At 68.8% G+C, this 23,076-nt stretch carries 21 protein-coding genes and 2 tRNA genes; 19 read left to right on the top strand and 4 right to left on the bottom strand.

Translation table 11 applies throughout. The features are described from left to right. Positions 1 to 294: 294 nt before the first annotated feature. The gene (locus ACSMXO_RS35290) at positions 295 to 1,410 is read right to left on the bottom strand and encodes a MerR family transcriptional regulator (RefSeq protein ID WP_455415348.1); all 1,116 of its coding nucleotides are present in this window, start codon (positions 1,408 to 1,410) and stop codon (positions 295 to 297) included. A gap of 221 nt (positions 1,411 to 1,631) precedes the next feature. Here ACSMXO_RS35290 and ACSMXO_RS35285 point away from each other — a divergent pair, with 221 nt between their 5' ends. From ACSMXO_RS35285 to ACSMXO_RS35275, 3 genes are all read left to right on the top strand, one after another. Continuing rightward, entirely contained in the window at positions 1,632 to 1,964 is a 333-nt protein-coding gene (locus ACSMXO_RS35285) for a hypothetical protein (protein WP_455415347.1), read from the top strand. A 1,176-nt stretch (positions 1,965 to 3,140) separates the two neighbouring features. After that, the gene (locus ACSMXO_RS35280; RefSeq protein ID WP_455419383.1) at positions 3,141 to 4,946 is read left to right on the top strand and encodes an IS481 family transposase; all 1,806 of its coding nucleotides are present in this window, start codon (positions 3,141 to 3,143) and stop codon (positions 4,944 to 4,946) included. Positions 4,947 to 5,290: 344 nt separating this feature from the next. Further along, positions 5,291 to 6,001: a hypothetical protein gene (locus ACSMXO_RS35275; protein ID WP_455415346.1), complete on the top strand. Its 711-nt coding sequence runs from the start codon at positions 5,291 to 5,293 to the stop codon at positions 5,999 to 6,001. Between the two features lie 698 nt (positions 6,002 to 6,699). Here the strand turns inward: ACSMXO_RS35275 and ACSMXO_RS35270 are convergent. Both ACSMXO_RS35270 and ACSMXO_RS35265 read right to left on the bottom strand, forming a co-directional pair. Continuing rightward, entirely contained in the window at positions 6,700 to 7,164 is a 465-nt protein-coding gene (locus tag ACSMXO_RS35270) for an NUDIX domain-containing protein (protein ID WP_455415345.1), read from the bottom strand. 24 nt (positions 7,165 to 7,188) lie between these two features. Continuing rightward, complete coding sequence (locus tag ACSMXO_RS35265; RefSeq protein ID WP_455415344.1) at positions 7,189 to 8,412, bottom strand: helix-turn-helix domain-containing protein; 1,224 nt, start codon at positions 8,410 to 8,412, stop codon at positions 7,189 to 7,191. A 668-nt stretch (positions 8,413 to 9,080) separates the two neighbouring features. On the opposite strand from ACSMXO_RS35265, the gene ACSMXO_RS35260 reads away from it, so the two are divergent. From ACSMXO_RS35260 to ACSMXO_RS35215, 10 genes are all read left to right on the top strand, one after another. Continuing rightward, a complete protein-coding gene (locus ACSMXO_RS35260) occupies positions 9,081 to 9,323 on the top strand; it encodes a hypothetical protein (protein WP_455415343.1) in 243 nt (80 codons plus the stop codon). 349 nt (positions 9,324 to 9,672) lie between these two features. Continuing rightward, complete coding sequence (locus ACSMXO_RS35255) at positions 9,673 to 10,398, top strand: GntR family transcriptional regulator (RefSeq protein ID WP_455415342.1); 726 nt, start codon at positions 9,673 to 9,675, stop codon at positions 10,396 to 10,398. A gap of 128 nt (positions 10,399 to 10,526) precedes the next feature. Continuing rightward, positions 10,527 to 10,940, top strand: a complete 414-nt coding sequence (locus ACSMXO_RS35250) for a hypothetical protein (RefSeq protein WP_455415341.1) — start codon at positions 10,527 to 10,529, stop codon at positions 10,938 to 10,940. Between the two features lie 95 nt (positions 10,941 to 11,035). Continuing rightward, entirely contained in the window at positions 11,036 to 11,317 is a 282-nt protein-coding gene (locus ACSMXO_RS35245) for a hypothetical protein (protein ID WP_455415340.1), read from the top strand. Then, entirely contained in the window at positions 11,317 to 11,544 is a 228-nt protein-coding gene (locus tag ACSMXO_RS35240) for a hypothetical protein (protein ID WP_455415339.1), read from the top strand. The genes ACSMXO_RS35245 and ACSMXO_RS35240 overlap by 1 nt, the downstream gene beginning before the upstream one ends. Positions 11,545 to 11,581: 37 nt before the next feature. Next, on the top strand, positions 11,582 to 13,012 hold the full coding sequence (locus ACSMXO_RS35235; protein WP_455415338.1) for an FtsK/SpoIIIE domain-containing protein: 1,431 nt from the start codon (positions 11,582 to 11,584) through the stop codon (positions 13,010 to 13,012). Continuing rightward, positions 13,009 to 13,788: a DUF2637 domain-containing protein gene (locus ACSMXO_RS35230; protein WP_455415337.1), complete on the top strand. Its 780-nt coding sequence runs from the start codon at positions 13,009 to 13,011 to the stop codon at positions 13,786 to 13,788. Before ACSMXO_RS35235 ends, ACSMXO_RS35230 begins: the two co-directional genes overlap by 4 nt. Continuing rightward, positions 13,785 to 15,614: a replication initiator gene (locus tag ACSMXO_RS35225; RefSeq protein ID WP_455415336.1), complete on the top strand. Its 1,830-nt coding sequence runs from the start codon at positions 13,785 to 13,787 to the stop codon at positions 15,612 to 15,614. The genes ACSMXO_RS35230 and ACSMXO_RS35225 overlap by 4 nt, the downstream gene beginning before the upstream one ends. Positions 15,615 to 15,633: 19 nt before the next feature. After that, a complete protein-coding gene (locus ACSMXO_RS35220; RefSeq protein WP_455415335.1) occupies positions 15,634 to 15,852 on the top strand; it encodes a helix-turn-helix domain-containing protein in 219 nt (72 codons plus the stop codon). Then, positions 15,852 to 17,147: a tyrosine-type recombinase/integrase gene (locus ACSMXO_RS35215; protein WP_455415334.1), complete on the top strand. Its 1,296-nt coding sequence runs from the start codon at positions 15,852 to 15,854 to the stop codon at positions 17,145 to 17,147. The genes ACSMXO_RS35220 and ACSMXO_RS35215 overlap by 1 nt, the downstream gene beginning before the upstream one ends. A gap of 53 nt (positions 17,148 to 17,200) precedes the next feature. Here ACSMXO_RS35215 and ACSMXO_RS35210 read toward each other — a convergent pair. Next, positions 17,201 to 17,274 (bottom strand) — tRNA-Gly (locus ACSMXO_RS35210). A gap of 252 nt (positions 17,275 to 17,526) precedes the next feature. On the opposite strand from ACSMXO_RS35210, the gene ACSMXO_RS35205 reads away from it, so the two are divergent. The 6 genes from ACSMXO_RS35205 to ACSMXO_RS35180 all read left to right on the top strand — a co-directional run bounded on the left by ACSMXO_RS35205 (position 17,527) and on the right by ACSMXO_RS35180 (position 22,985). Continuing rightward, a tRNA-Pro gene (locus ACSMXO_RS35205) sits at positions 17,527 to 17,600 on the top strand. 128 nt (positions 17,601 to 17,728) lie between these two features. Beyond that, positions 17,729 to 19,093, top strand: a complete 1,365-nt coding sequence (gene tig, locus ACSMXO_RS35200) for a trigger factor (RefSeq protein WP_346259905.1) — start codon at positions 17,729 to 17,731, stop codon at positions 19,091 to 19,093. A 197-nt stretch (positions 19,094 to 19,290) separates the two neighbouring features. Next, positions 19,291 to 19,935: an ATP-dependent Clp protease proteolytic subunit gene (locus ACSMXO_RS35195; protein WP_318403364.1), complete on the top strand. Its 645-nt coding sequence runs from the start codon at positions 19,291 to 19,293 to the stop codon at positions 19,933 to 19,935. An 11-nt stretch (positions 19,936 to 19,946) separates the two neighbouring features. Then, positions 19,947 to 20,615: an ATP-dependent Clp protease proteolytic subunit gene (locus tag ACSMXO_RS35190; protein ID WP_101367584.1), complete on the top strand. Its 669-nt coding sequence runs from the start codon at positions 19,947 to 19,949 to the stop codon at positions 20,613 to 20,615. Positions 20,616 to 20,832: 217 nt separating this feature from the next. Continuing rightward, on the top strand, positions 20,833 to 22,125 hold the full coding sequence (clpX, locus tag ACSMXO_RS35185; RefSeq protein WP_130462450.1) for an ATP-dependent Clp protease ATP-binding subunit ClpX: 1,293 nt from the start codon (positions 20,833 to 20,835) through the stop codon (positions 22,123 to 22,125). A 62-nt stretch (positions 22,126 to 22,187) separates the two neighbouring features. Beyond that, positions 22,188 to 22,985: a carbon-nitrogen hydrolase family protein gene (locus ACSMXO_RS35180; protein WP_455415333.1), complete on the top strand. Its 798-nt coding sequence runs from the start codon at positions 22,188 to 22,190 to the stop codon at positions 22,983 to 22,985. The last annotated feature ends 91 nt before the right edge of the window (positions 22,986 to 23,076 follow it).

The following is a 23,076-nucleotide window of genomic DNA, read 5'->3' as shown; positions in this document are numbered from 1 at the left end:
GGCTGCTTCCTTGCCGGTCCACACCCCGGGGTTGTCGACGGCGAGGACGGCCAGGTTGCTGGTCACGCTCGGTTACCGCGGCACCGGCGGTGCGAGCGGAATGCGGCATGGGCGTGCACCGGATTTTCGCGCCGCATCCGAATGCGGCCGATGGGCCGGACCGGCCGGTCCACGTTCGACCTGCACGGGGCGAGGATCTCCAGGTCGAGCGAGCCATGGAGGCCAAGCGTCACGGGGAAGTGTCTACCGATCGCGGCGGCTCAGCTCCTTGGCGGCGTTCTCGCGCACGGTGGTTCAGGCTACGAGGAGACGGAGGCCAAGCTCTGCCGCGTCGAGGGCGGCGAGCTCGCGGTTGCGCTCGGCCCACCGGCCTGAGGAAAGGTCTTCGTGGAGTGTGCCTATTGCCCGTTGCTCGGCCTCCGGCCCGACTCTGGTCCATACCGATACCGCACGGCGCACATGTTCCTCCAGGTACGCCTCGGGCCGGCGCCAGTAGGCCTCGAAGAAGCCGTCAGCGCAGTCCCACGGGATGAGCACCGGTTGCATGCGGGCCCCGATCGCGCGGGCCAGTTGGTCCACCGAGGGCCGGCCGGCGACCAGGCCGGCGACCTCGGGTAGGTAGTCGCGGGTGAGCCAGAACCGGTGACGCCAACCGGTGTCACTGGCATCGTGGGTGAACACCACCACGCGACGGGCCACGCGCCGCATCTCGCGCAGCCCGGCGATCGGGTCGTGCCAGTGATGAACGGTGCTGAAGGCCATCGCGGCGTCGAAGGACTGGTCCTCGAACGGGAGGCTCTCCGCAGCGGCGGCCACGCACGGCGCCGCGCTCGCGGGACGCTGTGCCCGCATGACCGCCGACGGTTCCACCGCCGTGACATCGCGGTCGGGAGGCTCGTAGGAGCCGGTGCCAGCACCGACGTTCAGTACCGTCCGTGCGTCGCCCAGCGCATCCCAGATACGCGCGGCGATCCGCGGCTCGGTGCGTCGCGTCGCTGGGTAAGCGGACCCGATGGCCTCGTACAACTGCGCGCCGAACACCTTCAGTTGTTCCTCTGGCGTCGTCCTGATCCCCATTGCCCGTGCCTCCAGTTCCCTGTCTATGGCCGTCACCATGGCAGCAGCGCGGTCGCGCTGTTCGAGCAGCAGGCCGCGCAGCCGGTGCAGATGCGCGACCGCGTCGGTGGTCCGGTCGTCAACCAGATCCGCAATCTCGCGCAATCCGAAACCCAGCCGCCGGTAGGCGAGCACCTCCCGCAGTCGCTCAACGTCACCTGCGGAGTAGGCCCGGTACCCGGCTGCGGTCCGCGCGGACGGCTGCACGAGGCCAATCTCGTCATAGTGATGCAGGGTGCGGACGCTCACGCCTGCCAACTCGGCCACGCGTCCCACGGTCAGGTGCTCTTCCACGCCACCGACAATGCGGCATGACGCCACGTGAGGGTCAAGCGCTTCGTTCCTGGCATGCCCTCGGCGGTCATCGGCATCACGACCCTCTGGATCGAGTTTCCGCTATCGGCAGGTCCGGAAGCCGCCTGACATCGAGACCGGCGACGGAGCGTGGTGGCTCCGGCCGGGGCAGCGCACCCGGGCGGCGGCAGGTCCGTGCGCCCGCCGCTGTACGGAGAGCAGTGGATGTGATCCTGATCAACCCTGGCGACGTCCGTGGCCTCGTGCTGCATCCCGATTGGGGCCGGCGTGGACCGGTGGATCGCCAAGGTGCAACCGAAGCCGAAGAAGACGACTCGCAAGCGCCGGAAGGGCACCGACCCGTACGACGGGCCGACCGGCGTACCGGCTCGCGTCGGCTAATGGCCCACGAATGCCCGCAAGATCAATTTGAGCCGGAACCAGAACGACCAGGCTCGGCGATGATGCCGCTGACCTGGGCCGGAACGGCTGGAGCGGGCGACGGGAATCGAACCCGCACCGTCAGTTTGGAAGATCGTTTCCGCCTGCCCTGATCTGTCCGTTGTGCCTGGTCAACGGCGGGTTGGCGATGACCGGTACTGCCCGCTGATGACCGTCTACGGCATCGGCTTCTGGCACGTGGCTGGCACGCGCTCGACCTCAGCGCGACTGGCCGGCGTCGTACGGCTTCCCGTCCCGGCCTTCGGGCCGGGACGGTTTGCCGTGGCGCCGGGTCACCGTGCGCCTGGACCACGTACTCCGGTGGCAAGCCGCGAAGCGGCGCGGCAGCGATCGCCCTACGCTCGACGGTGCCCAGCAACCCGTGCGATCGTCACGGCATTGTCCGGTGGCATCCCCGGACGACGACCGACGCATTACGAGATCAAAACGGGCGGCCCGACAAGCTGCGCGGATGGCGGTCTACCAGCGGTTCTGCTTCTCCTCATCTCTCGCCGCTCTCCCGCCGTCAACCGGCCTCTTGCGGACCAGATGCGGACCGCTCATGGCCGACGGGATTGCCCCTGCCATCTAGGCTGAGCGGCATGCGCTGGCCGATGTACCTCGCCTATCTGTCGACTTTCGCCATCTTGACAGCGGCTGGGCTCTTCCTCAGCGACTGGCCTTGGTGGGCACTCGCCGTGGTCGGTGCAATCGGCATGCTCCCGGTGATAGTGATCGACCGAGTTCTCACGGCTCGCCGGAACAGACGCCAGCCCAGCTAGTAGCCGCATGCATTGCCGCATCGCCCTGGTTTACCAGCTGCTTGAAAGCGGATTTCCTCGTCGGGCAGTCGTAGACCGTCCAGCCTCCCCGGACGGGGCCAAGGTGGAGTGCCCTACCGGACGAACGACCTTGACCCCGTCCGAAGAGGCTGGTAGCCCTTGTGCCCGATGAGGTGATCTGCAGCGCATCTCTGAGGAGGGCCGGGGTTTGGGGCGGAGCCCCGAGGTCTTCCGATCCTGTCTCCCTAGCGTGGCCGGCCGGCCCGGCCGATGCCGGCCGAAGGCCGCCAGCAGGCCGGGGCCGGGCCGGCGCGGCCCGCTTGCGGGCCGCCTTGATCCTAAAGAGAGCAAATCGGCAGTGTGGGAATGAGACAGGGTGTCCTGTCCCGGTAGATGCTTTACACGTGCGTCCCAGTTGATGCTTGACATGATCCCGTTTTGGTTCGTTGATCGCGTGTTGTTTGCGGGCATCGCGTGGTCAGGGGGCCGGGATTGGCGCTGGTTGGGTTGTCCGTGGTGGAGCAGCGGTATCAGGCGGTTCTCGCGGTGTTGGCCGGGGAGCGGGTGACCGAGGTCGCGGCCAGGTTCGGGGTGTCGCGGCAGAGTGTGCACGCCTGGTTGGGCCGGTATGCCGAGGCCGGTCTTGGGGGGTTGGAGGATCGGTCGCGGCGGCCGGTGTCGTGTCCGCATCAGGCGTCGCCGGAGGTGGAAGCGGCGGTGTGTGAGCTGCGGCGGGCGCATCCGCGCTGGGGTGCCCGACGGATCGTGTTCGAGCTGGGGCGGGCTGGTTGCCCGGATCCGCCGTCGCGGATGAGTGTGTATCGGATCCTGGCCCGGCATGGCCTGGTCGAGCCGGTGGCTCGGGGTCGGGGGCGTAAGGACTACCGACGGTGGCAGCGGGCGGCGCCGATGGAGTTGTGGCAGATGGACATCGTCGGCGGTGTGCTGCTGGCTGACGGGTCGGAGGCGAAGGTCGTCACCGGGGTGGACGACCATTCCCGGTTCTGTGTGATCGCGTCGGTGGTGCGGCGGGCAACGGGGCGGGCAGTGTGTGAGGCCCTGGCCCAAGGGCTGCTGCGATACGGAGTGCCGCAGGAGATGTTGACCGACAACGGGAAGCAGTTCACCGACCGGTTCGGCAAGGGCGGCGAGGTGCTGTTCGACCGGATCTGCCGGGAGAACGGGATCGTGCACCGCCTGACACAGCCGGCCTCACCGACCACGACCGGGAAGGTCGAACGGTTCCACCAGACGCTGCGTCGGGAACTCCTCGACGACGCCGGGGTGTTCGCGGACCTGGAGGCGGCGCAGGCCGCGGTGGACGCCTTCCGGGACGAGTACAACACCCGCCGGCCGCACCAGTCCCTGGACATGGCGTTCCCCGCCGACCGGTTCACCCCGGCGAACACGGGTGAAGGTCAGCGACTCTTGCCGGTGAAACTGCCACCGGCTCTGGCGGCGGCAGTCGAGGATCCGCACCAGCCACCACCGGTGACACCGGTCGACCTGACCGCCGTCACACCGCCTCCGGCCCCGACCGTGACACCGCCAGGTCAGCGGGGGTGGGCTGGCGGTGCGGTCGAGTTCGACCGGGTGGTGCCGCCCAGCGGGAACATGCAGGTCTGCGGCAAACAGTTCTGGCTCGGCCCTACCCGGTCCGGGATCACGGTCACGTTCTGGGCCGACACCGATGTCATCCACCTCATGATCGCCGGCACCCGCCTCAAATCCTGCCGTTCCCATCTGTCGGTGGCTGACCTGGCCGTCCTGGCCCGTGACGGTGGACGTCCCGCCGGCCCGCCACCCCTACCCCCAGCACCGGCCGGCCAGCCGGCCGGGCCGGTCGAGGTCGATCGGACCGTGGGTAACAGCGGATGCGTCTCCCTGGGCCAGCACCTGGTCCTGGCCGCCGAGATCCTCGCCGGGCGGCGGGTCGGCGTGCGTGTCGACGCGCACACCCTGTCGTTCTTCGACCTGGAGACCCGCGAGCTGCTGCGCACCCGACCGAACCCGCTCACCCCCGCGCAGGTCGCCCGGCTGCGTAGTGCCCGGCCCGCCGGACCACCACCACAACCCTCCACCAGGCCGGTCCGGGTCCAACGCCGAGCCTCGAACAGCGGCGGCGTCATGGTCGCCGGCCAGAAGATCGCCCTCGGCCGGATCCACGCCCGCAAAACCGTCACGATCGACGTGACCACCACCGAGCTGGCCATCCACTGCGACGACGGCACCCGCACCATCCGCCGCACCACCGAGCACCCCATCACCCAGATCAAAGCCCAACGACCCCGCAAGGTCGCCCTCAATGTCTAGATCAACTGTCAAGCATCAACTGGGACGGAACCGTCAAGCATCAACTGGGACTAGACAGGGAATGAGACAGGGAATGAGACAGGCGTAGGGCGTAGACAGGGCCTCTACCCGCCTCGGCACCGGGTGCATGCTGGCGCTCCCGTCCGCCGATGTCCGGTCTCGTACACCCCGATCGTCATGTTGACCGCTGCCCGGCACGCATGGGCACGTCGCTGGGTGCCTTCGGTCCTACACCCCGGCTCGCCGACCCTCGGCCACGTTTCCACTCCTCCAGCAACTCTACGCTGAGCGAGCGTCCATTGGCGCGCAGGCAGATGATGGCACCGTTGCCATATCCTTGCTCTGTGCTTGCCGCCGACATTCCCAAAGTGACGGACTGGATGCAGGCATGGGGAAGCCTGCTCGGTGTTGGGGTATCCTCGCTGGCCGTCATCATCACTGGCCTGCTGCTCCGGCATGAGATGCGTGCTCGGCGTGAGGAGCGAGCGGATGCGGACGCGGCTCAAGCTCGCTTGGTGGCAGGGGAGATCCGGGGCGAAGTTCGCGATGGAGGATCCATCGTTGGGATCGACTGGGCAGTACATAACTATAGCGAAGCCCCGATTTTCGAGGTCTATGTCTCATTCAAACACAGACATCTTGATCCCGACTGGTTCATTGGCTCCTCAGCAAAGAACCCACAAGTGATTCTACCTGGCGGCCATGAACTAGGAACTTGGAGGTGTGCCCAACCCCTCCCTGGCTCCAGAGGAGACGACGAGGATTTCTCCCTTCTCGAGAATATGGATCTGAAGGTCCGCTTTCTCGACGCGTCGGGCTTTGAGTGGCAGAAGGTTGGCTCATTTCCTCCGAGGAGAATCGTAGGGCGACGCACTCAAAGTAGTGAATTCTGGTCGATTACTTGGGGCTATATCTGGCCAGTGTCTTATCCAATGAGATGGATCTCGCAGCGCCATAAGATGTTACTGGGGAAGGTTGAAGCACACATGCGACGCCGGATCCTTGCTCGCGCCGATCGGCAGGTGGACCGTCTCAGACGCCGCAAACGCTCCTGACCTTGCGTCCAGCCGACGGTCAGGGCGGCTCCAGTGGCCCTAACTCTCCGCCGATGCATGGTTCCGTACACCTCGATCGCAGCCTACGCGCCGAAAGGGCAGAGCCTCCTAACCCTTGCTATCCCATCTGCCATCGACCCGCACTCGTGCAGCCTGGGGACCACACCCCGGTCCGCCAAGTCAAGATTGGCCTGGAGGCTCGTACGGCTGTACTGGGCGGGACGTGCGACGGGATAAGGTCATGGTGGGGGCGGCGCGTCCAAGCAAGGGCAGGCCCCGGCCTGCCCGCCCCTCCTGCCCGACGGGTCGCAGAGGCTCCGGGGTCAAGGGCGGCCCGAAGGGCCGTCGCGCAGCAATGCGAAGCACCCTCGAGGCTGGAGGGGCGACCCGTGCACGCTTCGCGCCGCACCCCCGCCACGACCGGCGGTGACTCGCCCCACGGCGTGGTGTGCGCCCGGCCACGCGCCTCGGCCGGCTGCCGGCCCCGAACACCAATCCCACGAGCTGCGTGTCTTTGTGGCGGCCCGCTCGGGCTTCCCGCTTCCGCGCCAGCCGCCGGGCGTTCGGCGTGGCCGGAGTCGGAGCGCCAGCGGAGCGGAGGCCGCGCGCCCTGGTGGCGGCGCGTGCGGCCCGTTCAGGGCCGCCTTGAAGTCGCACAGAAAGTACGCCCGGCTCCGAACGCAAAGGAGAGGTTGCCTTTAGGAGTAGGCAGTTCCATGTTCTGCATATGCCGGCCGCATCTGGACCCTTGCGGCGAGCGCAGTTCGGATGCGCCGGGTGAGGCGGCCTGGTCCATAAGCGTCGAGGTCGTCAGCCGCGACGAAGCGCCATTCGGTGAGTTCGCCGTCGGGGAAGGTGATCTGCATGCGTTCTTCGAGGCGGCCTGCGTCGAAGATGAAGAGGATCTTGTCGCCTTCGTTCGGGGCGGGCGCCCAATCAACGACGAGCATCGGCCCGATGTCGACGGTTAGGCCGAGTTCTTCGCGAATCTCGCGAACGCAGGCGGCGCGCGGTGATTCCCCGGGCTCGCCGTACCCGCCGGGGATGTCCCAGTGGTTCTTGTAGTGCGGTTTGACGAGGAGCACGCGGCCGTCGTCGTCGAAGAAGAGGGCGCCTGCGGCGACACGTGGGGTTGCCATGGATGGCGTCTCGGGTCCCGTCACATGGGGCAGCGTAGCCAGGCTTGATCAGTCGAGCACGTTGAGGCGGCGGGCGAGTCCGACCAACTCGACGGAAGGCTTGCCGCGTTGGCGGCGGATCCAGGTGAGGGCGAGTTGTCGGCTGAGGAAGTGATGGCGGACCTGTTCGGGTGCCATCTGCTCGGCGTCGAGTAGAGCGGCCTGGGCCTCGTCGGCGCGGTTCCAGGAGTTGTAGGCGCGGGCTACCTCCAAGGCGTGGCGTACGCGGCGTTCCATGGGTAGGCCGGTGGTGTCGACGCGGGGGCCGAGGTCGACGGCGACTTGGACGTCGCCGAGTTCGGCGGCGGTGGCGACCCGGTGGATGGCGACGTTGGTGGGGCCGAAGGCGGTCCAGAGGTGGTTGCCGTCGGTGCCGAGTCGGGTGGCGGTCTCGTCGGCGGTGGCGAGGAACGTCCGGGTGGTGCCGGGGTCGTTGGCGCGGGCGGCGGCCATAGCGCCGGACAGGAACAGGGTGCCGTAGACGGACAGCAGCGCGGGTGCTGGTGTTGGCTGGCGTAGGTGGCCTTCGAGGTAGGCGGCGGCGTCCTCGGTGAGGCGTACGGCTTCCCGGTAGCGTCCGGTGGAGTGCAGCGCGTGGCCGACCGACCGGAGTAGGGAACCGGTGACGACCGGATCACCGGTCGGGCGTACGGCGGCAAGGCCGCGGTCGGCGGCGATCCATGCGAGGTCGGTCTCGCCAAGTTTGGTGAGCTGGGTCGCGGCGAGTTGGTAGGTGAGTCCGAGGAGTCGGCGGGCCTGGTCCTGGTCGTCGCCGTCGAGGCCGTCGGCGGCGGCCTGGGCGCGGTGGAGCAGGTCGGGTAGGCGGCCGGTGACGTACCCGAATCGGGACTCCTGGTAGGCGCTCCACAGGGCGCCCACGTCCTGCTTGAGGTCGACGACGCTGGGCAGCTCCTGGCCGTCGCTGGCGTGGCCGAACGGGGAGATGGCGCGGTAGTTCATCAGGGCGGCCCGTAGCGCTGGCACGGTGTCGGTGCCGCTGTCGGTAGTCCAGTCGAGCAGGGACGGTTCGGCGAGAAGGTCGCCGAGCGAGATGTCGAGGACATCGGCGAGGCTCTTGATGACGGAGAGCCGGTCCAGCTCGATGCGGTTGTTCTCGATCTTTCCGAGCCAGTCGGCGGTACGGCCGACCAGTCCGGCGAGGACTTCCTGAGATAGTCCACGTCGGCGGCGGTACCAGGCGACGCGTTCGCCGATCGTGAGTGTGCTGGGCATGCCGCGCACGATGCCTCCCCTGGGCTTGGCGACCCCGGAATGATTTTCCGGGTTGTTGACCCGGTTGTGCCACAACCTGTGTCAATGATCGAACACAACCTGTTGACCCCTTGTCGTTCCTGCGCTGGCAACGGCTGGAAGTACGTCACTCGCCGGGTGGCGCTGCGGTCGGTGGCGTCTTCGGGTAGGTCGTCGCGGTCGTTGGCGCGGCGGTCGTGCCTGGACTGTTCGGGGTCTGGTCGGGTGTCGGTCTCGTGAGCTGGGCGTCGGGGTGGGTGCCGGCGCCAGGCTGCACGGTCGACGTGTGGCCGTCTGAATGCCCGCCCGCCTCGGCGCCCCTCCAATCCTCTGAAGGGATGGCGGGCTGATGCCGACATCGAGCGGCGTCCTGGTGCCAAAGCCGGGTGACGTGTTGCTGCTGGATGGGCGGGCGTCGGTGCAGTTTGCCGGTGATCGGGCGTTGGTGCTGCGGGTGATCCAAGTGTCGGAGCGTCCGACGTATCACGGCTGGTGCTGGTTGACCGGGTACGCGATCGACCGTGTCGGGGATGCGGTTGGCCGTCGTGAGGTCTTCGTGCAGCTTGCCGGCCTCCGGCCCGTTCCGCTTAGCCCCAGGCGCTCCGGCGGCCGGGCCGCGTCGCCGAGGGGGCGTGGTGTTTGACGTATTCGTGCAGCTCGGCGAGGTGATCCGGATCGATGCCGCTGATCGGTTCCGGCCGACCGATGGGCCGGTCACGCTGTGGGTGACCGGCGTGCGTCTGGTGACGAATCGGCCGGAGCAGCGTGAGTGGGTCTGGCTGGAGGGCGTGAAGATCGCGCATGACGGGCGGTCCGCCGACCGGGCGCGGATCCTGGTTCGTGCGTCGCTGCTGTCCGTCCGCCGGACTCCGCCGCCGGGGGCGGGGCGATGAGCGTCTACCTGTCCGCCGCTGCTCGGGACGAACTGCGTGCGGCTCAGGCTCGGCTTGACCAGCACACGCCGTCCAGCGTCGATGAGACCTGTCTCGCGTGTGGTGACGCGGGGCCGTGCTCGGTGCGGCGGGCGGCGTTGCGGGTCTTCGGCCGGTACGGCTGTCTCCCTCGGCGGTGGCCCGGGGCGTCCCGCCCAGACCTGATCAACGCTCCGTCGTCGTGGTCGGGATGGCTGTCGCCTCGCGGTGATTCGAGGTCGGCCGGTTGACCTTGGCTTGTGCCGTCATGCTGCCAGGCTTTACGCTCCTGTCCTGACATTCTGTGATCATTGATGGTGGGGTGCCCACGATGGCGTACGAGATTCCTACGCCGAAGTACCTGCGGGTGTTGAACACGCTGCGGGAGCGTATCGAGAACGACACGTACCCGCCGGGGGCGGCGCTGCCGTCGGAGAGCCAACTCTGTGCCGAGTTCAAGGTGTCCCGGCCGACGGTGCTCAAGGCTCTCGGGATCTTGAAGCAGGACGGGTGGATCGAGTCGCAGCAGGGCAAGGGCAGTTTCGTGCGTGGCCGTCCGCCGTCGGGTCGAACGTCGCCGGAGTACGCCCGGGACGCGGTCGAGCTGGACGAGACCGGCGAGGTGGAGATCCTGCATGTCGGCCCGGTGCTTGCCTCGGCCCGGATCGCCGCTGAACTGGCCATCCCAGAGGGCACCCCGGTCTACGAGCGGCGACGCCGGACCGTGTCGCCATCCGGGCCGGTGGACCTGGTCGCCACGTTCGTGCCGGTCGACATCGCGGTAGGTACCGGTGTCATCAAGGCCGATCCGATCCCCGGTGGACTGCTGGAGCACGTCAGCCAGGCAAAGGGCCTTCGGGCGGACTACGCCACGGAACGGATGACCGCCCGTCGGGTGAGCCCGGACGAGGCGAAGGCCCTGGACGTGCCAGAGGACGAGCCGGTCCTCAGCGTCGTCCTGACCGTGCACCAGGCATCCGGGGACCCGATCCTGACCTCGGTGCTTGTCATGCCAGGAAGCCGGCACGAGATCGAGGACACCTATCCGCTGTCCTGACAGGACGCACCGCCTGACGAAGGTTTCTCGATTTCTCCTTGCTTGTATTTACAGGCTGACGTAACTTGGTAGCTCAACCGGATGTCATGGTGGCGTCTGGTGAGCTAGGAGGCTACGCAGTGGTTCCGATGACCCTGAAGGTCCCCGTCCCGTTCGACTACGTCTTCCCAGCCGGAGCGTTGTGCCTCGGCGTCGCGCCCCAGGTCGACTTTGACCGGCGCGGCCAGGGCGACGACCAGGCCCGGGACAAGGAGACCGGGGAACGGGTCTGGGTTGTGCGGGTTCTCGACCTGGACCCCGAGGCGGGCAAATTCGGCCGATCGACCGAGGTCAAGGTGAAGGTCGTAGCGGCGCAGCAGCCGGTCCCGCCGGCGTCGACCGTGCCGGGCTACCCGCCGGCGATCCAGTTCGAGGGCTTGACCCTCACCCCGTACGTCGACTCTCAGCGGTGCAAGGGATCCGGCCAGTGCAAGGCCCGGATGGCGTACTCCCTGCGCGCTACCGAGATGGTCCCGGCCGCCGGCCTCGCCGCCGCTGCCTGAGCCGGAAGCACCGCACGCGGGGCGGGCCGTTCGTCCGCCAAGATTCCCGGCCCGCCCCGCGTCCCAACCCATCCCTCAACTCGAAGGAGGGCCTTGTGCCCACCGTAGTTCCCCCTGCCCAAAACCTGTCCACACCCGTCGACGAGGCACCAGCGAACGAAGGGCTGTCCTCGTTCTGCGCCGACCTGTCCGCGCTGCTGCGGACCATGCCGGGCCCGTCCACCACCCCAGCGGAGCGGGCGGATTGGTACGACCGTAAGGCCAGCCTGCTGGAGCGGGTGGCCGCCGAGGATCCGGCCTGCGACCCGGACGAGGTCCGCGAGCTGGCCCGGACCGCTCGCGTCAAGGCGAACGAGTTCAGGCGGGAGTGTTCCTGATGGCCGGCTTTCGTCTTCCCGGCCTGCGGCATCTGCTCTGGGACCTGCTGGCGGTCGCACGGCGGGCGTTGGGGTTGCCGCCGGCTCTCCTGCTGGTCGACGCGATCCGGTGCCCGCGCTGCGGTCGGTGGGTGAAGCCGCGCCGGTTTGACCTGTTGCGGATGTGCTGCCGGACGTGTCGGTCCACGCTGGCCCGGCCGCGCCGTGTCCGGGGTGTGCTGTGGTGACCGCCGGCCAGATCACCAAGCAGGGCGGTGACCAGTCATGCCGCTGATCAACGTCATCCCGGGGGAGAAGATCCCCGTTGCCCCGATGAACGTACGGCTCCCGGCCTGGCGCGTACCCGGCTGGCTGCTGGTGTTCTGGTGGCTGGCCCGGGGCCTGGTCCGTCTGACGGTCGTGGCGGTCCGGTACTGGTGGCTGACCGGTCCGGCGATCGCCGCGCTGTGGGTGCATGCCCGGTACGGCCGGCTGGTCGTGGCCGGTGTGCTCCTGGCCGTCGCCGCTGCCTGTGTCGGCTGGTGGCGGTGGCATCCCCGATCGTGGCTGCGGTTCGGTTGGTATCCGGCGGTAGCTCGCTGGCGGCGGCTCTGGGTGTACCGGCGTGGCTGGCCATCGACCATGGCTACCTGCGGTCTCGCGACGGCGTTTGCCGGGGATCGGTACGTGCCGCAGCTGCTCAAGGTGCGGTGTGACCGGTACGTCGATGAGGTCACCGTCCGGATGCTGCCCGGCCAGCTACCGGACGACTGGGCGCGGACGGCGCAACGCCTGGCGTACGCGTTCCGGCTCCGTGACGGCCAGGCCCGAACCGCGAAGCGGCCTGATCGGGTCGTGCTGCGGTTCCTACGTCGTGATCCGCTCGCCGCCACCGTGGCGCCGCTGCCTGTGCCCGACGTGCCGGACTTCACGGCCCTGCCCTTGGGGGTGCGCGAGGACGGAAACGCCTATGGGCTGCGGCTGGCCGGCTCGCATGTGCTGGTTGCGGGGGCGACGAACTCCGGCAAGGGGTCGGTGTTGTGGTCGCTGGTCGCGTCCCTGGCCGGTGGGGTCCGGTCCGGGCTGGTCGAGTTGTGGGTGTTCGATCCCAAGGGCGGTATGGAGCTGGCGCCCGGGCTGCCGTTGTTCGCCCGGTTCGCCTACGACGACCCGGACGGCATGGCCGGCGTCCTGGAAGAGGCCGTGAAACGGATGCGGCTGCGGGCGGCCCGGCTGCGCGGTGTCGCCCGCCAGCACACCCCGACCCCGGACGACCCGCTGATCGTCCTCGTCGTCGACGAGCTGGCGTCACTGACGGCGTACATCTCCGACCGGAAGGTCAAGGAGCGCATCAAGGACGCACTCTCCCTCCTGCTCAGCCAGGGCCGGGCCGTTGGGGTCCACGTCGTTGCGGCGTTGCAGGACCCGCGCAAGGAGGTGCTGCCGTTCCGGGACCTGTTCCCGACCCGGATCGGGCTGCGGCTCACCGAACCCGAGCAATGCGACCTGGTCCTCGGCGACGGTGCCCGCGATCGGGGCGCGCTGTGTGACCAGATCCCCGAGACGGCGGCTGGCGTCGGCTACGTCGCGTTGGACGGGGTCCGGGAACCAGTCCGGGTTCGGTTCGCCTACCTCACCGACACCGATATCCGCGACCTCGGCCGCACCTACCGGCGGCTCTGCGACAGCGACCAGCAGCCGGAGGTGTCGGAATGACCAGCGGCAAGAGTCGTAGCGAACGGGCAGAGGGCTTCGTCCTGGTCGCGATTCTCCTGGTCGTGGGCGGGCTGGCCGGGGCGGCGTCGTTTACCCATGTCCACGACTGGACGATGGCGAACTCGCCAACCGGTACGGGGGACTGGTTCGGCTGGGCCAACGCCGCGATCTCCGAACTCATCCCCCTCGCCGCGCTCCTTACCATCCGCCGTCGGCGTCGCACGGGCGGTTCAATCGGCTACCCGATGTTCCTCCTCATCGCCGCTGTCGCCCTGTCGCTGTCGGCGCAACTGGCGGTGGCCAAGCCGGGCCTGTCCGGGTGGTTGCTGTCCGCCGTCCCCGCCTTGGCGTTCCTCGGTCTGTCCAAGCTCGTCCTCACCACCAAACCCGCCCCAGCCTCGTCCTCGCAGCCGTCCCCGGCCACCGAGACGGTTCCATCCACCGTCAGCGCCGAGGACGAAGATCGCCCCCGACCCGTACCCGCCCAGGCCAGCGACCAGGACGAGAACAACGATCGAGAAGACGAACGGGACGAGGGCCATGCGCCCGGCGTCGACCTGGTACAGCTCGCACGGCAGGCCGCCGCCGACCATCGGGCCGCGACCGGCCGGCCGATCACCCGTGACGAACTCCGGTCCGTCCTGCGTGTCGCCAACGGGACCGCGTCCGAACTCTTGCGGCTGATTCGCGAGCCGGACCGGCCCGCGCTCGTCCCCGTTCCGGCGGCGGCGTTCACGACCCGCAACGGGCGGACTCCGGCAGGAGTGGGCCAATGACCGTCACTCAACTCAGCCTCGCCTCGGGGACTCCTGCTGTCTCCGCTGCACAGCAGGAACCACGGCCGGGCTCCCGGGCGGACCGGATGCGCAAGCCCTTGGCCAAGGACGCGCTGCGGCAACTCGCCGAACAGCACGGCGTATGCGTCCGTCCTCTCGCCCTACGCCGTACCGACACGGACACCGGGGTAACCGAGGTCGTTGAGGTGCCGTGCGGGGCGACCCTGGCGGCGAAGTGCAAGCCCTGTGCGGAGCGTGGGCGGCGGTTGCGGATTCAGCAGATCCGGGAAGGCTGGCACCTCGCCGACGAACCCGCCATCCGCCCGGAGCACCCGAGCGAGGACGTTCTCGCCCTGATCCGGGTGCGGGCACACATGGAGTTCGAGCGGGAAGCGCTCCAGTACCAGCCGATGCACCCCGACGAACGGGCCGCGCAACTGGCCGACCTCGACGCGGGTATCAGCGAACTCGATGAGGCCCTGGGCGCGACGGACCTACGCGGGCACCTCACACCACGCGAGCGGACCGAACGGCCACGCCGGAAGCGGTCCACGAAACGGCGGCAGGACTCACCCGACCTGCCCCGGCTTCCCGTCGACCCGCGCACCGTCGGCCGCGCCTATGCCGGACGGGCGGGCAAGACCTACCGGCCGTCGATGCTCGTCACACTCACGCTCGGCTCGCATGGGCCGGTGCACTCCCACCTGCGCCGGGGCGCCTACGTCGCACCGTGTGAGTGCGGCCAGCGACACGGGCCGCACGATGACGTCCTGGGCACGCCGGTCGATCCGGCCGGTTACGACTACCGGCGGGCGGCACTGGACTCGATCCACTTCGCTCGGGTCCTGGATCGGTGGTGGCAGAACGTCCGCCGGGCCGCCGGCTGGAACGTCCAGTACGCCGGAGCGGTCGAGCTACAACGCCGCCTGGCGCCACACGCGCACTTCGCGATCCGGGGCACCCTGCCCCGACGCCTCTTGAAGCAAATCGCCGCCGCGACCTACCACCAGGTCTGGTGGCCCGCCTTCGACGAACCGCGCTACACCGTCGACAAACCGCCGGTCTGGGATGTCGAGGAACAGGCGTACGTCGACCCCAAGACACGCGAGCCACTGACGCCCTGGTCGCACGCCCTGGACGAGCTGGAGGAACCCGACGCGCGGCCGGCATACGTGGCCCGGCTGGGCCGGATCGACGCACGCGGGATCGAGCAGGGCACCCGCGACGCGGAACGGTCGATCCGCTACGTGACGAAGTACGTCACCAAGGACCTGACCGACCAGGCCCGACCCCGGTCCGAGGCGCAGAAGGAGCACTTCGACCGACTCCACGCCGAACTCTCCGTCCTGCCCTGCTCGCCGACGTGCGCAAACTGGCTGCTGTACGACGTGCAACCTGACGGGGTCAAGGCAGGCTTGACCCCCGGCCGGTGCACCGGCAAGGTCCACCAACGCTCGACGCTCGGCTTCACCGGCCGGCGGGTCCTGGTCTCCCGGCAGTGGTCCGGCAAGACCCTGGCCGACCACCGCGCCGACAACCGGGCCTGGATCCGCGCCATCCTCGCCGGAGGGATGGCCGACACCGACCCGGCCGACCAAGGCCAGGGCGACGACGAGCACGGCCAGGACCAGGCGACGGCCGACAACCCGCAGCGGTACCGGTTCGAGCTGGCCCGACCCGAAGACCCGGACGTGCTGCCGCTCGAACACCGGATCCTGCGCGCCGTCTCGGCCCGGATTCGCTGGCGAACAGACCTCGACGCGGCCCGCCAGCGTGCGGCCCACGGTCTTTCGGCAACGCCACAGACGCTCGCCCCTGCTGCCTGACTCACGAGGGAGGAACCGGATGGATGACGAGCTGTTGACCGCCGATGAGGTCGCCGCTCGCCTCCGAGCAACACCGCGATTCGTGCGCCGGCTGGTCGCCGAGCGACGGATCGCGTTCGTCAAGGTCGGTCGCCTGGTGCGCTTCGAGGCGTCGGCCGTCACCGCGTACATCGAGAGCAACCGGGTCGTCCCGATGACCCGGGCGGACCTGCGTCGCTACCTGGGGGAGGTCGCCTGATGGCAGGCAAGAGCAGCAAAAGCGGCCGGCGCCGTTTCGGCAACGTGCGCCGGCTCCCGTCGGGCCGGTACCAGGCTCGGTACATCGGGCCGGACGGTCTGGAGCGGAAGGCACCGAACACCTTCGAGACGGAACGGCTGGCAGCCAAGTGGTTGACCGTCGTCGAGTCGGAGATCATCAAGGGCGACTGGGTCGCGCCTGAGGCCGGTGAGGTCGAACTTGGCCCGTACGGACAGCGGTGGATCGCCGAGCGCAAGCTCCAGCCGCGTACCCGGGAGAACTACGAAGACCTGTTCCGGCTGCACATCCGGCCGCACCTCGGCGGCCTCGCCCTGGGCGCGGTCAAGCCGGCGACGATCCGGAGCTGGCGTAGCAAGCTCCTCGCCGGTGGCACCTCCGAGCCGCAGGCGGTGAAGGCGTACGCCCTACTGCGAGCGATCCTCAACACCGCCGTCAAGGAAGACGAGATCATCCGGCAGAACCCGTGCCGCATCCCCGGCTATGACCGCTATCACACGCCGGAGCGGCCGGTGGCGACCGTCGCCCAGGTCTTCGCGCTCGCCGACGCGATGCCGGCCCGGTTCTCCGCGCTGGTGATCGTCGCCGCGTTCTCCGGCCTTCGCTGGGGCGAACTGGCGGCGCTGCGCCGCTCCGATGTCGACGAGACAACCGGGACGGTCCGGGTGCCGCGCAAGCTCGCCGCGCTGCGCAACCGGATGGAGTTCGGCGCACCCAAGTCCGGCGCCAGCAACCGGACGGTGTCGCTGCCGGCGGCGGCCCGATCCGCGCTCGCCGCGCACCTGCGGGACTACGTGGGGGAGGGGCCGGACGCGCTGGTGTTCACCGGGGACAAGGGCGCGGTGCTGCGTTCCGGCAACTGGCGGCGGGCGGTCGACTGGGCGGCGGCGCTGCGGACGGCTGGCATGCCAGAGGGCTTCCACTTCCACGACCTACGGCACACCGGCAACAACCTGGCGGCGGCGACCGGGGCCAGCACCCGGGAGCTGATGCACCGAATGGGCCACGCCAGCATGCGGGCCGCGCTCATCTACCAGCACGCCACCAGCGAGCGTGACCGGGAGATCGCCGCCGGCATGGACCGCCGGATCGCCAAGGCACAACCCAAGCCCAAGAAGCCGACCAAGACCACCAACGCCACCCCGCCGGCCAAGCCCACCAAGGGCGCCAAGGCCACCCAGAAGCAGGCGACGAAGAAGGCGACTCCAAAGGCCATCCCGGACGGCACGCCCCGCGCTACTGGCACGCGAATGGCACGCAAGATCGACAAGGGCTAGAAACGAAACGGCCCAGGCGAGGCGATCATGCCGCTGACCTGGGCCGGAAGGACTGGAGCGGGCGACGGGAATCGAACCCGCACCGTCAGTTTGGAAGACTGAAGCTCTGCCATTGAGCTACGCCCGCGTTCGCCCCGATCATCTCAGGACGCGACGGATAGCCTAACGGGTCGCCCCGCCCGCTGGATACCGGCATACCGTCGGGCGCCGCCAGCCATGGACCCACCACCCCTCCACCCGCCAGCCCAGCAGGTGCAAAACCGGAAGCACCGGCCCCGCACGTACCCCAAGATCAAGCTGGTTCGGGACGACACGGCGCCCGGGTGCGGAGACCGGGCGGGCGCGGCCCTGACCGGACGGCATACACTCTTCACCGCCACGGGGTGTGGCGCAGCTTGGTAGCGCACTCGCTTTGGGAGCGAGGGGCCGTGGGTTCAAATCCCGCCACCCCGACTGTCGCCCGCGGCTGCGGGGTGAGCCTGGCCACCCCGCGCCGTCAGACGCCTCCGCCGGCTCGCCTACACTCGATGGGCTGAAGACCGGCCCAGAATAAAGATCGAGATCCGTCAAGGAGTACGCCTGTGAAGAGCACCGTCGAGACTCTGAGCCCGACGCGCGTGCGGCTCGCCATCGAGGTGCCGTTCGTCGAGCTCGAGCCGAGCCTCAAGAAGGCGTACCGGGAGATCGCCTCGCAGGTCAACGTCCCGGGCTTCCGGCGCGGCAAGGTGCCGGCGGCCGTGATCGACCAGCGGGTCGGCCGTGGCACGGTGCTCAACGAGGCCGTCCAGGACGCCATTCCGGAGAACATTCTCGCCGCGGTCCGCGAGCACGACGTGAAGACGCTGGGCCGGCCCGAGGTCGAGATTACCGAGTTCAACGACGGTGACGCGCTGAAGTTCACCGCCGAGGTCGACGTCCGCCCCGAGATCACGCTGCCCGACCTCGCCACCGTCGAGGTGACCGTCGACGAGCTCCAGATCGACGAGAGCGAGATCGACGCCCAGGTCGCCAGCCTGCGGGAGCGGTTCGCCACGCTCAAGACGGTCGAGCGGGTCGCCCAGGAGGGCGACTACGTGCAGATCGACCTGGCGGCGACCGTCGACGGCGAGGAGGTGCCGGGCGGCTCGGCCACCAACATCTCACACGAGGTCGGCAGCAAGCAGCTCCTGCCGGGGCTGGACGAGGTGCTGGTCGGCCTCTCGGCCGGTGCCGCGGCCACCTTCCAGACCCAGCTCGTCGGCGGCGACTTCGCCGGCCGGGACGCCGACGTCTCCGTGACGGTCCGCACCGTCAAGGAGAAGGAACTCCCCCCGCTCGACGACGATTTTGCCCAGCTCGCCAGCGAGTTTGACACCCTAGACGAGCTGCGCGGCGACATCCGCGAGCGGGTCAGCCGGTCGAAGAAGATCGAGCAGATCTACGCTGCCCGGGACCGCGCCCTGGAGCAGATGGTGGCGGCCGCCGACGTACCGGCCCCGGAGGGGGTCGTGCGCGAGGAGGTCGAGCACCGCAAGCAGGCCATGGTCGACCAGCTGGAGCGGATCGGCGCCTCCCTGGAGGAATATCTCACCTCCGAGGAGAAGACCGAGGAGCAGATCGACGCCGAGCTGAAGGACGCGGCCACCGAGGGGGTCAAGATCCAGCTTCTGCTGGACACCCTGGCTGACGCCGAGCAGGTGCAGGTCTCCGACGACGAATTCGGGCACGAGATCGTGCACCGGGCGCAGCGCGCCGGGATGGCCCCGCAGCAGTACTACGACCAGCTCGTCCGCTCGGGCGCGGCCGGCGCGGTCTACGGCGACGTCCGGCGCGGCAAGGCCCTGGCCATGGTGATGGAGCGGATCAAGATCACCGACTCGGCCGGGAACCCGATCAGCATGGAAGAGCTGCGCGCCGCGAGTGGCGAGGAGCACGACCACCAGCACGACCACGACCACGAGCACTGAGCCGCGCGGGGTCGTGACCGCCGGGCCCGGACGCCACGCTCCGGGCCCGACCGGCCAGAACCCCATCGGGTACGCCCCGGGCGGTCAGCGCGCCGTCGGCAACTGCGCTGTTAGCGAACAGTGCCCGGACCGGGACGTTACGACCCCGGTCAGCGGTTAATGTCGGGCGTAAGACGCACGGAGAGCGAAGGGCTGCCATGACTGGTTCAGACTTCTCAGCTATGCCCCTGCGGGTGACCGAAGCCCGCGGTGCGGACGCACTTGGTGGCAACCTCGACGACTCGGTCTACAACCGGCTGCTCAAGGAGCGGATCATCTTCCTTGGCAGCGAGGTGACCGACCAGGTCGCCAACCGCATCTGCGCACAGCTGCTGCTACTTGCCGCGGAGGACCCCAGCCGCGACATCAACCTGTGGATCAACTCGCCGGGTGGCTCGGTCTACTCCGGCATGGCGATCTACGACACCATGCAATTCATCGACAACGACGTCTCCACGGTCGCCATGGGCATGGCCGCCTCGATGGGTCAGCTTCTGCTCTGCGCCGGCACCAAGGGTAAGCGCTACGCCCTGCCGCACGCGCGGATCATGATGCACCAGCCGTCCGGCGGCATGGGCGGTACGGCGTCCGACATCGCCATCCAGGCCGAGCAGATGCTCTACACCAAGCGGATGTTCCAGGAGCGGGTGGCCTTCCACACCGGCCAGGAGCAGGCCCAGATCGAGGCCGACTCGGACCGGGACCGCTGGTTCACCGCCACCGAGGCCAAGGACTACGGCTTCATCGACAAGGTGATCACCGGAGCCGCGCAGGTTCCGGAAGGCGCCGGGACCCTGAGCTGAGGAGCGGAAAGATGACTGACCCGACCCTGCTTGCCGGTGGCGGCTTCCAGCCCGTGCACAACCGGTACGTCCTTCCCTCCTTCGTCGAGCGCACCTCGTACGGCGTCAAGGAGTCGAACCCCTACAACAAGCTCTTTGAGGACCGGATCATCTTCCTCGGCGTCCAGGTGGACGACGCGTCGGCCAACGACGTGATGGCCCAGCTGCTGACGCTGGAGGGCACCGACCCGGACCGCGACATCATCATGTACATCAACTCGCCCGGTGGCTCGTTCACGGCCATGACGGCGATCTACGACACGATGCAGTACGTCCGGCCGGACATCCAGACCGTCTGCCTCGGGCAGGCGGCCAGCGCCGCGGCCGTACTGCTCGCCGCCGGTACGCCCGGGAAGCGCATGGCGCTGCCGAACTCCCGGATCATCATCCACCAGCCGGCCACCGAGGGCGGCTACGGGCAGGGCTCGGACATCGAGATCCAGGCCCGGGAGATCCTCCGGATGCGTACCCAGCTCGAGGAGATGCTCTCCCGACACTCCAACCAGCCGATTGAACGAGTCCGTCGTGATATCGACCGTGACAAGTTCATGACTGCCGAGGAGTCTCGTGAATACGGCCTGGTCGACACCATCCTGACCAGCCGAAAGAAGGGCCTGCTCGCGGCGAACGCCTCGAGCTGATCATTCTGGGTCAGAGGCCGGCCGACCCGCTGCCCGGTGGCCGGCCTCTGACACACCCGTTTTGGGGGTCGGAGAAACCCCGTGCAGCGGGTAACGTCGGTTCTGCACCGCCCACGGCCGGTCGGACCGGCCGGCGAACACAACCGACGGGGCGTACCGTCCGCAGGCCAGCGCCTCTGCTCAGACAGGCTGGCCGATGAGCGCAGGGAGAACGTAGGTGGCACGGATCGGTGACGGTGGCGACCTACTGAAGTGCTCCTTCTGCGGCAAGTCGCAGAAGCAGGTCAAGAAGCTCATCGCAGGCCCTGGGGTCTACATCTGTGACGAGTGCATAGACCTCTGCAACGAGATCATCGAGGAGGAGCTGGCCGAGTCCGGCGAGGTGAAGTGGGAAGAGCTTCCCAAGCCGATGGAGATCTGCCAGTTCCTCGACCAGTACGTCGTCGGTCAGGACCAGGCCAAGAAGGCCCTCGCGGTAGCGGTCTACAACCACTACAAGCGGATCCAGGCGGAGGGTGCCGGCGGACCCGGCTCCGCCGACGGGGTGGAGCTGTCGAAGTCCAACATCCTGCTGATCGGTCCGACCGGGTGTGGCAAGACACACCTGGCCCAGACCCTCGCCCGGATGCTGAACGTGCCGTTCGCCATCGCCGACGCGACCGCGTTGACCGAGGCGGGCTACGTCGGCGAGGACGTCGAGAACATCCTGCTCAAGCTGATCCAGGCCGCCGACTACGACATCAAGCGGGCCGAGACCGGGATCATCTACATCGACGAGGTCGACAAGATCGCCCGTAAGTCGGAGAACCCGTCGATCACCCGGGACGTCTCCGGCGAGGGCGTGCAGCAGGCGCTGCTCAAGATCCTGGAAGGCACGGTGGCGAACGTGCCACCGCAGGGCGGCCGGAAGCACCCGCACCAGGAGTTCATCCAGATCGACACCACCAACGTGCTGTTCATCTGCGGTGGCGCCTTCGCCGGCCTGGACCAGATCATCGAGGCCCGCACCGGCCAGGGCGGCCTCGGCTTCGGCGCCCATCTCCGGTCGGTCTCCGAGCGCTCGACCGACGACATCTTCGGCCGGGTCATGCCGGAGGACATGCTCAAGTTCGGCCTGATCCCCGAGTTCATCGGCCGGCTTCCGGTGATTACCAACGTCCGGAGCCTCAACCGCGAGGCGCTGGTCCGGATCCTCACCGAGCCCCGCAACGCGCTCGTCCGGCAATACCAACGCCTCTTCGAGCTCGACGGCGTGGAGCTGGAGTTCGAGCCGGCGGCGCTGGAGGCGATCGCCGACCAGGCCATGCTCCGTGGCACCGGTGCCCGGGGGCTGCGCGCCATCCTCGAAGAGGTCCTGCTCTCCGTGATGTACGAGGTGCCCAGCAACCCGAACGCGGCCCGCGTCCTGATCACCCGGGGTGTCGTGCTGGAGAACGTCAACCCGACGATCGTGCCGCGCGAGTTCACCGGCCGCCGCGCCCGGCGCGAGCGTGAGGAGCGCTCGGCCTGACGGTCCGCCGACTACCCGGGTAAGCCTGGTCACCGGGGAGGGTCCCCCCGTAGGCTCTCCGCATGCGCGTTGCCGTCTGCCAGCTCAACGCCCGCGACGACCGGAAGGCCAACCTGACCGCCGCCGGCGAGCTGCTCGGCCGGGCTGCGGCCGCCGGGGCGGACTTGGCGGTCCTTCCGGAGTACGTCGACTACCTCGGCCCGTCGCGTGGAATGCCCGCTCCCGAACCGGTGGACGGCGAGTTCGCCGCATTCTTCGCCGAGGCGGCCCGGCAGCACGGAATGTGGTTGCACGCCGGCTCGTTCCACGAGACGGGTCCGGATCCGGAGCACACCTACAACACCTCGCTGGTCTTCGACCGCTCCGGTGCGCTCGCCGCGACGTACCGCAAGATCCACCTGTACGACGTGGAGATCCCCGGCCGGGTCTCCTACCTCGAATCCAAGACCGTCGCCGCCGGCTCCGAGCCGGTCACCGTCGACGTCGACGGGGTACGCGTCGGCCTGTCGATCTGCTACGACCTGCGCTTCCCGGAGCTGTACCGGCAACTGGCGGTCGCCGGAGGGGCGCAACTGCTCGTGGTGCCCGCCGCTTTCATGCTGCACACAGGTCGGGACCACTGGGAGGTACTGCTGCGCGCCCGGGCGATCGAGAACCAGTGCTACGTCGCGGCGGCCGGGCAGATCGGCGACCACGATCCGGGGCGTACCTGCTTCGGTCGCAGCATGGTGGTCGATCCGTGGGGGACAGTACTCGGCCAGGCGCCCGACACGGTCGGGATCGTGGTCACCGACCTCGACCTCGACCGGCTGCACGAGATCCGCACCGAGCTACCCAGCCTGGCGAACCGCCGCCTCTGACCGCGCGCATCACGCCGAGGCTCGCGACCGCGAGGATCGGGGGGCTGATCGGCGTACGGCGGCGCGCCGGGCGCCGTGCGGTCACTGAACT

It is taken from the genome of Plantactinospora sp. DSM 117369 (genome assembly GCF_053764795.1).
Note: the sequence above shows the minus strand (reverse complement) of the source record. Positions and strands in the feature narration are given on the sequence as shown.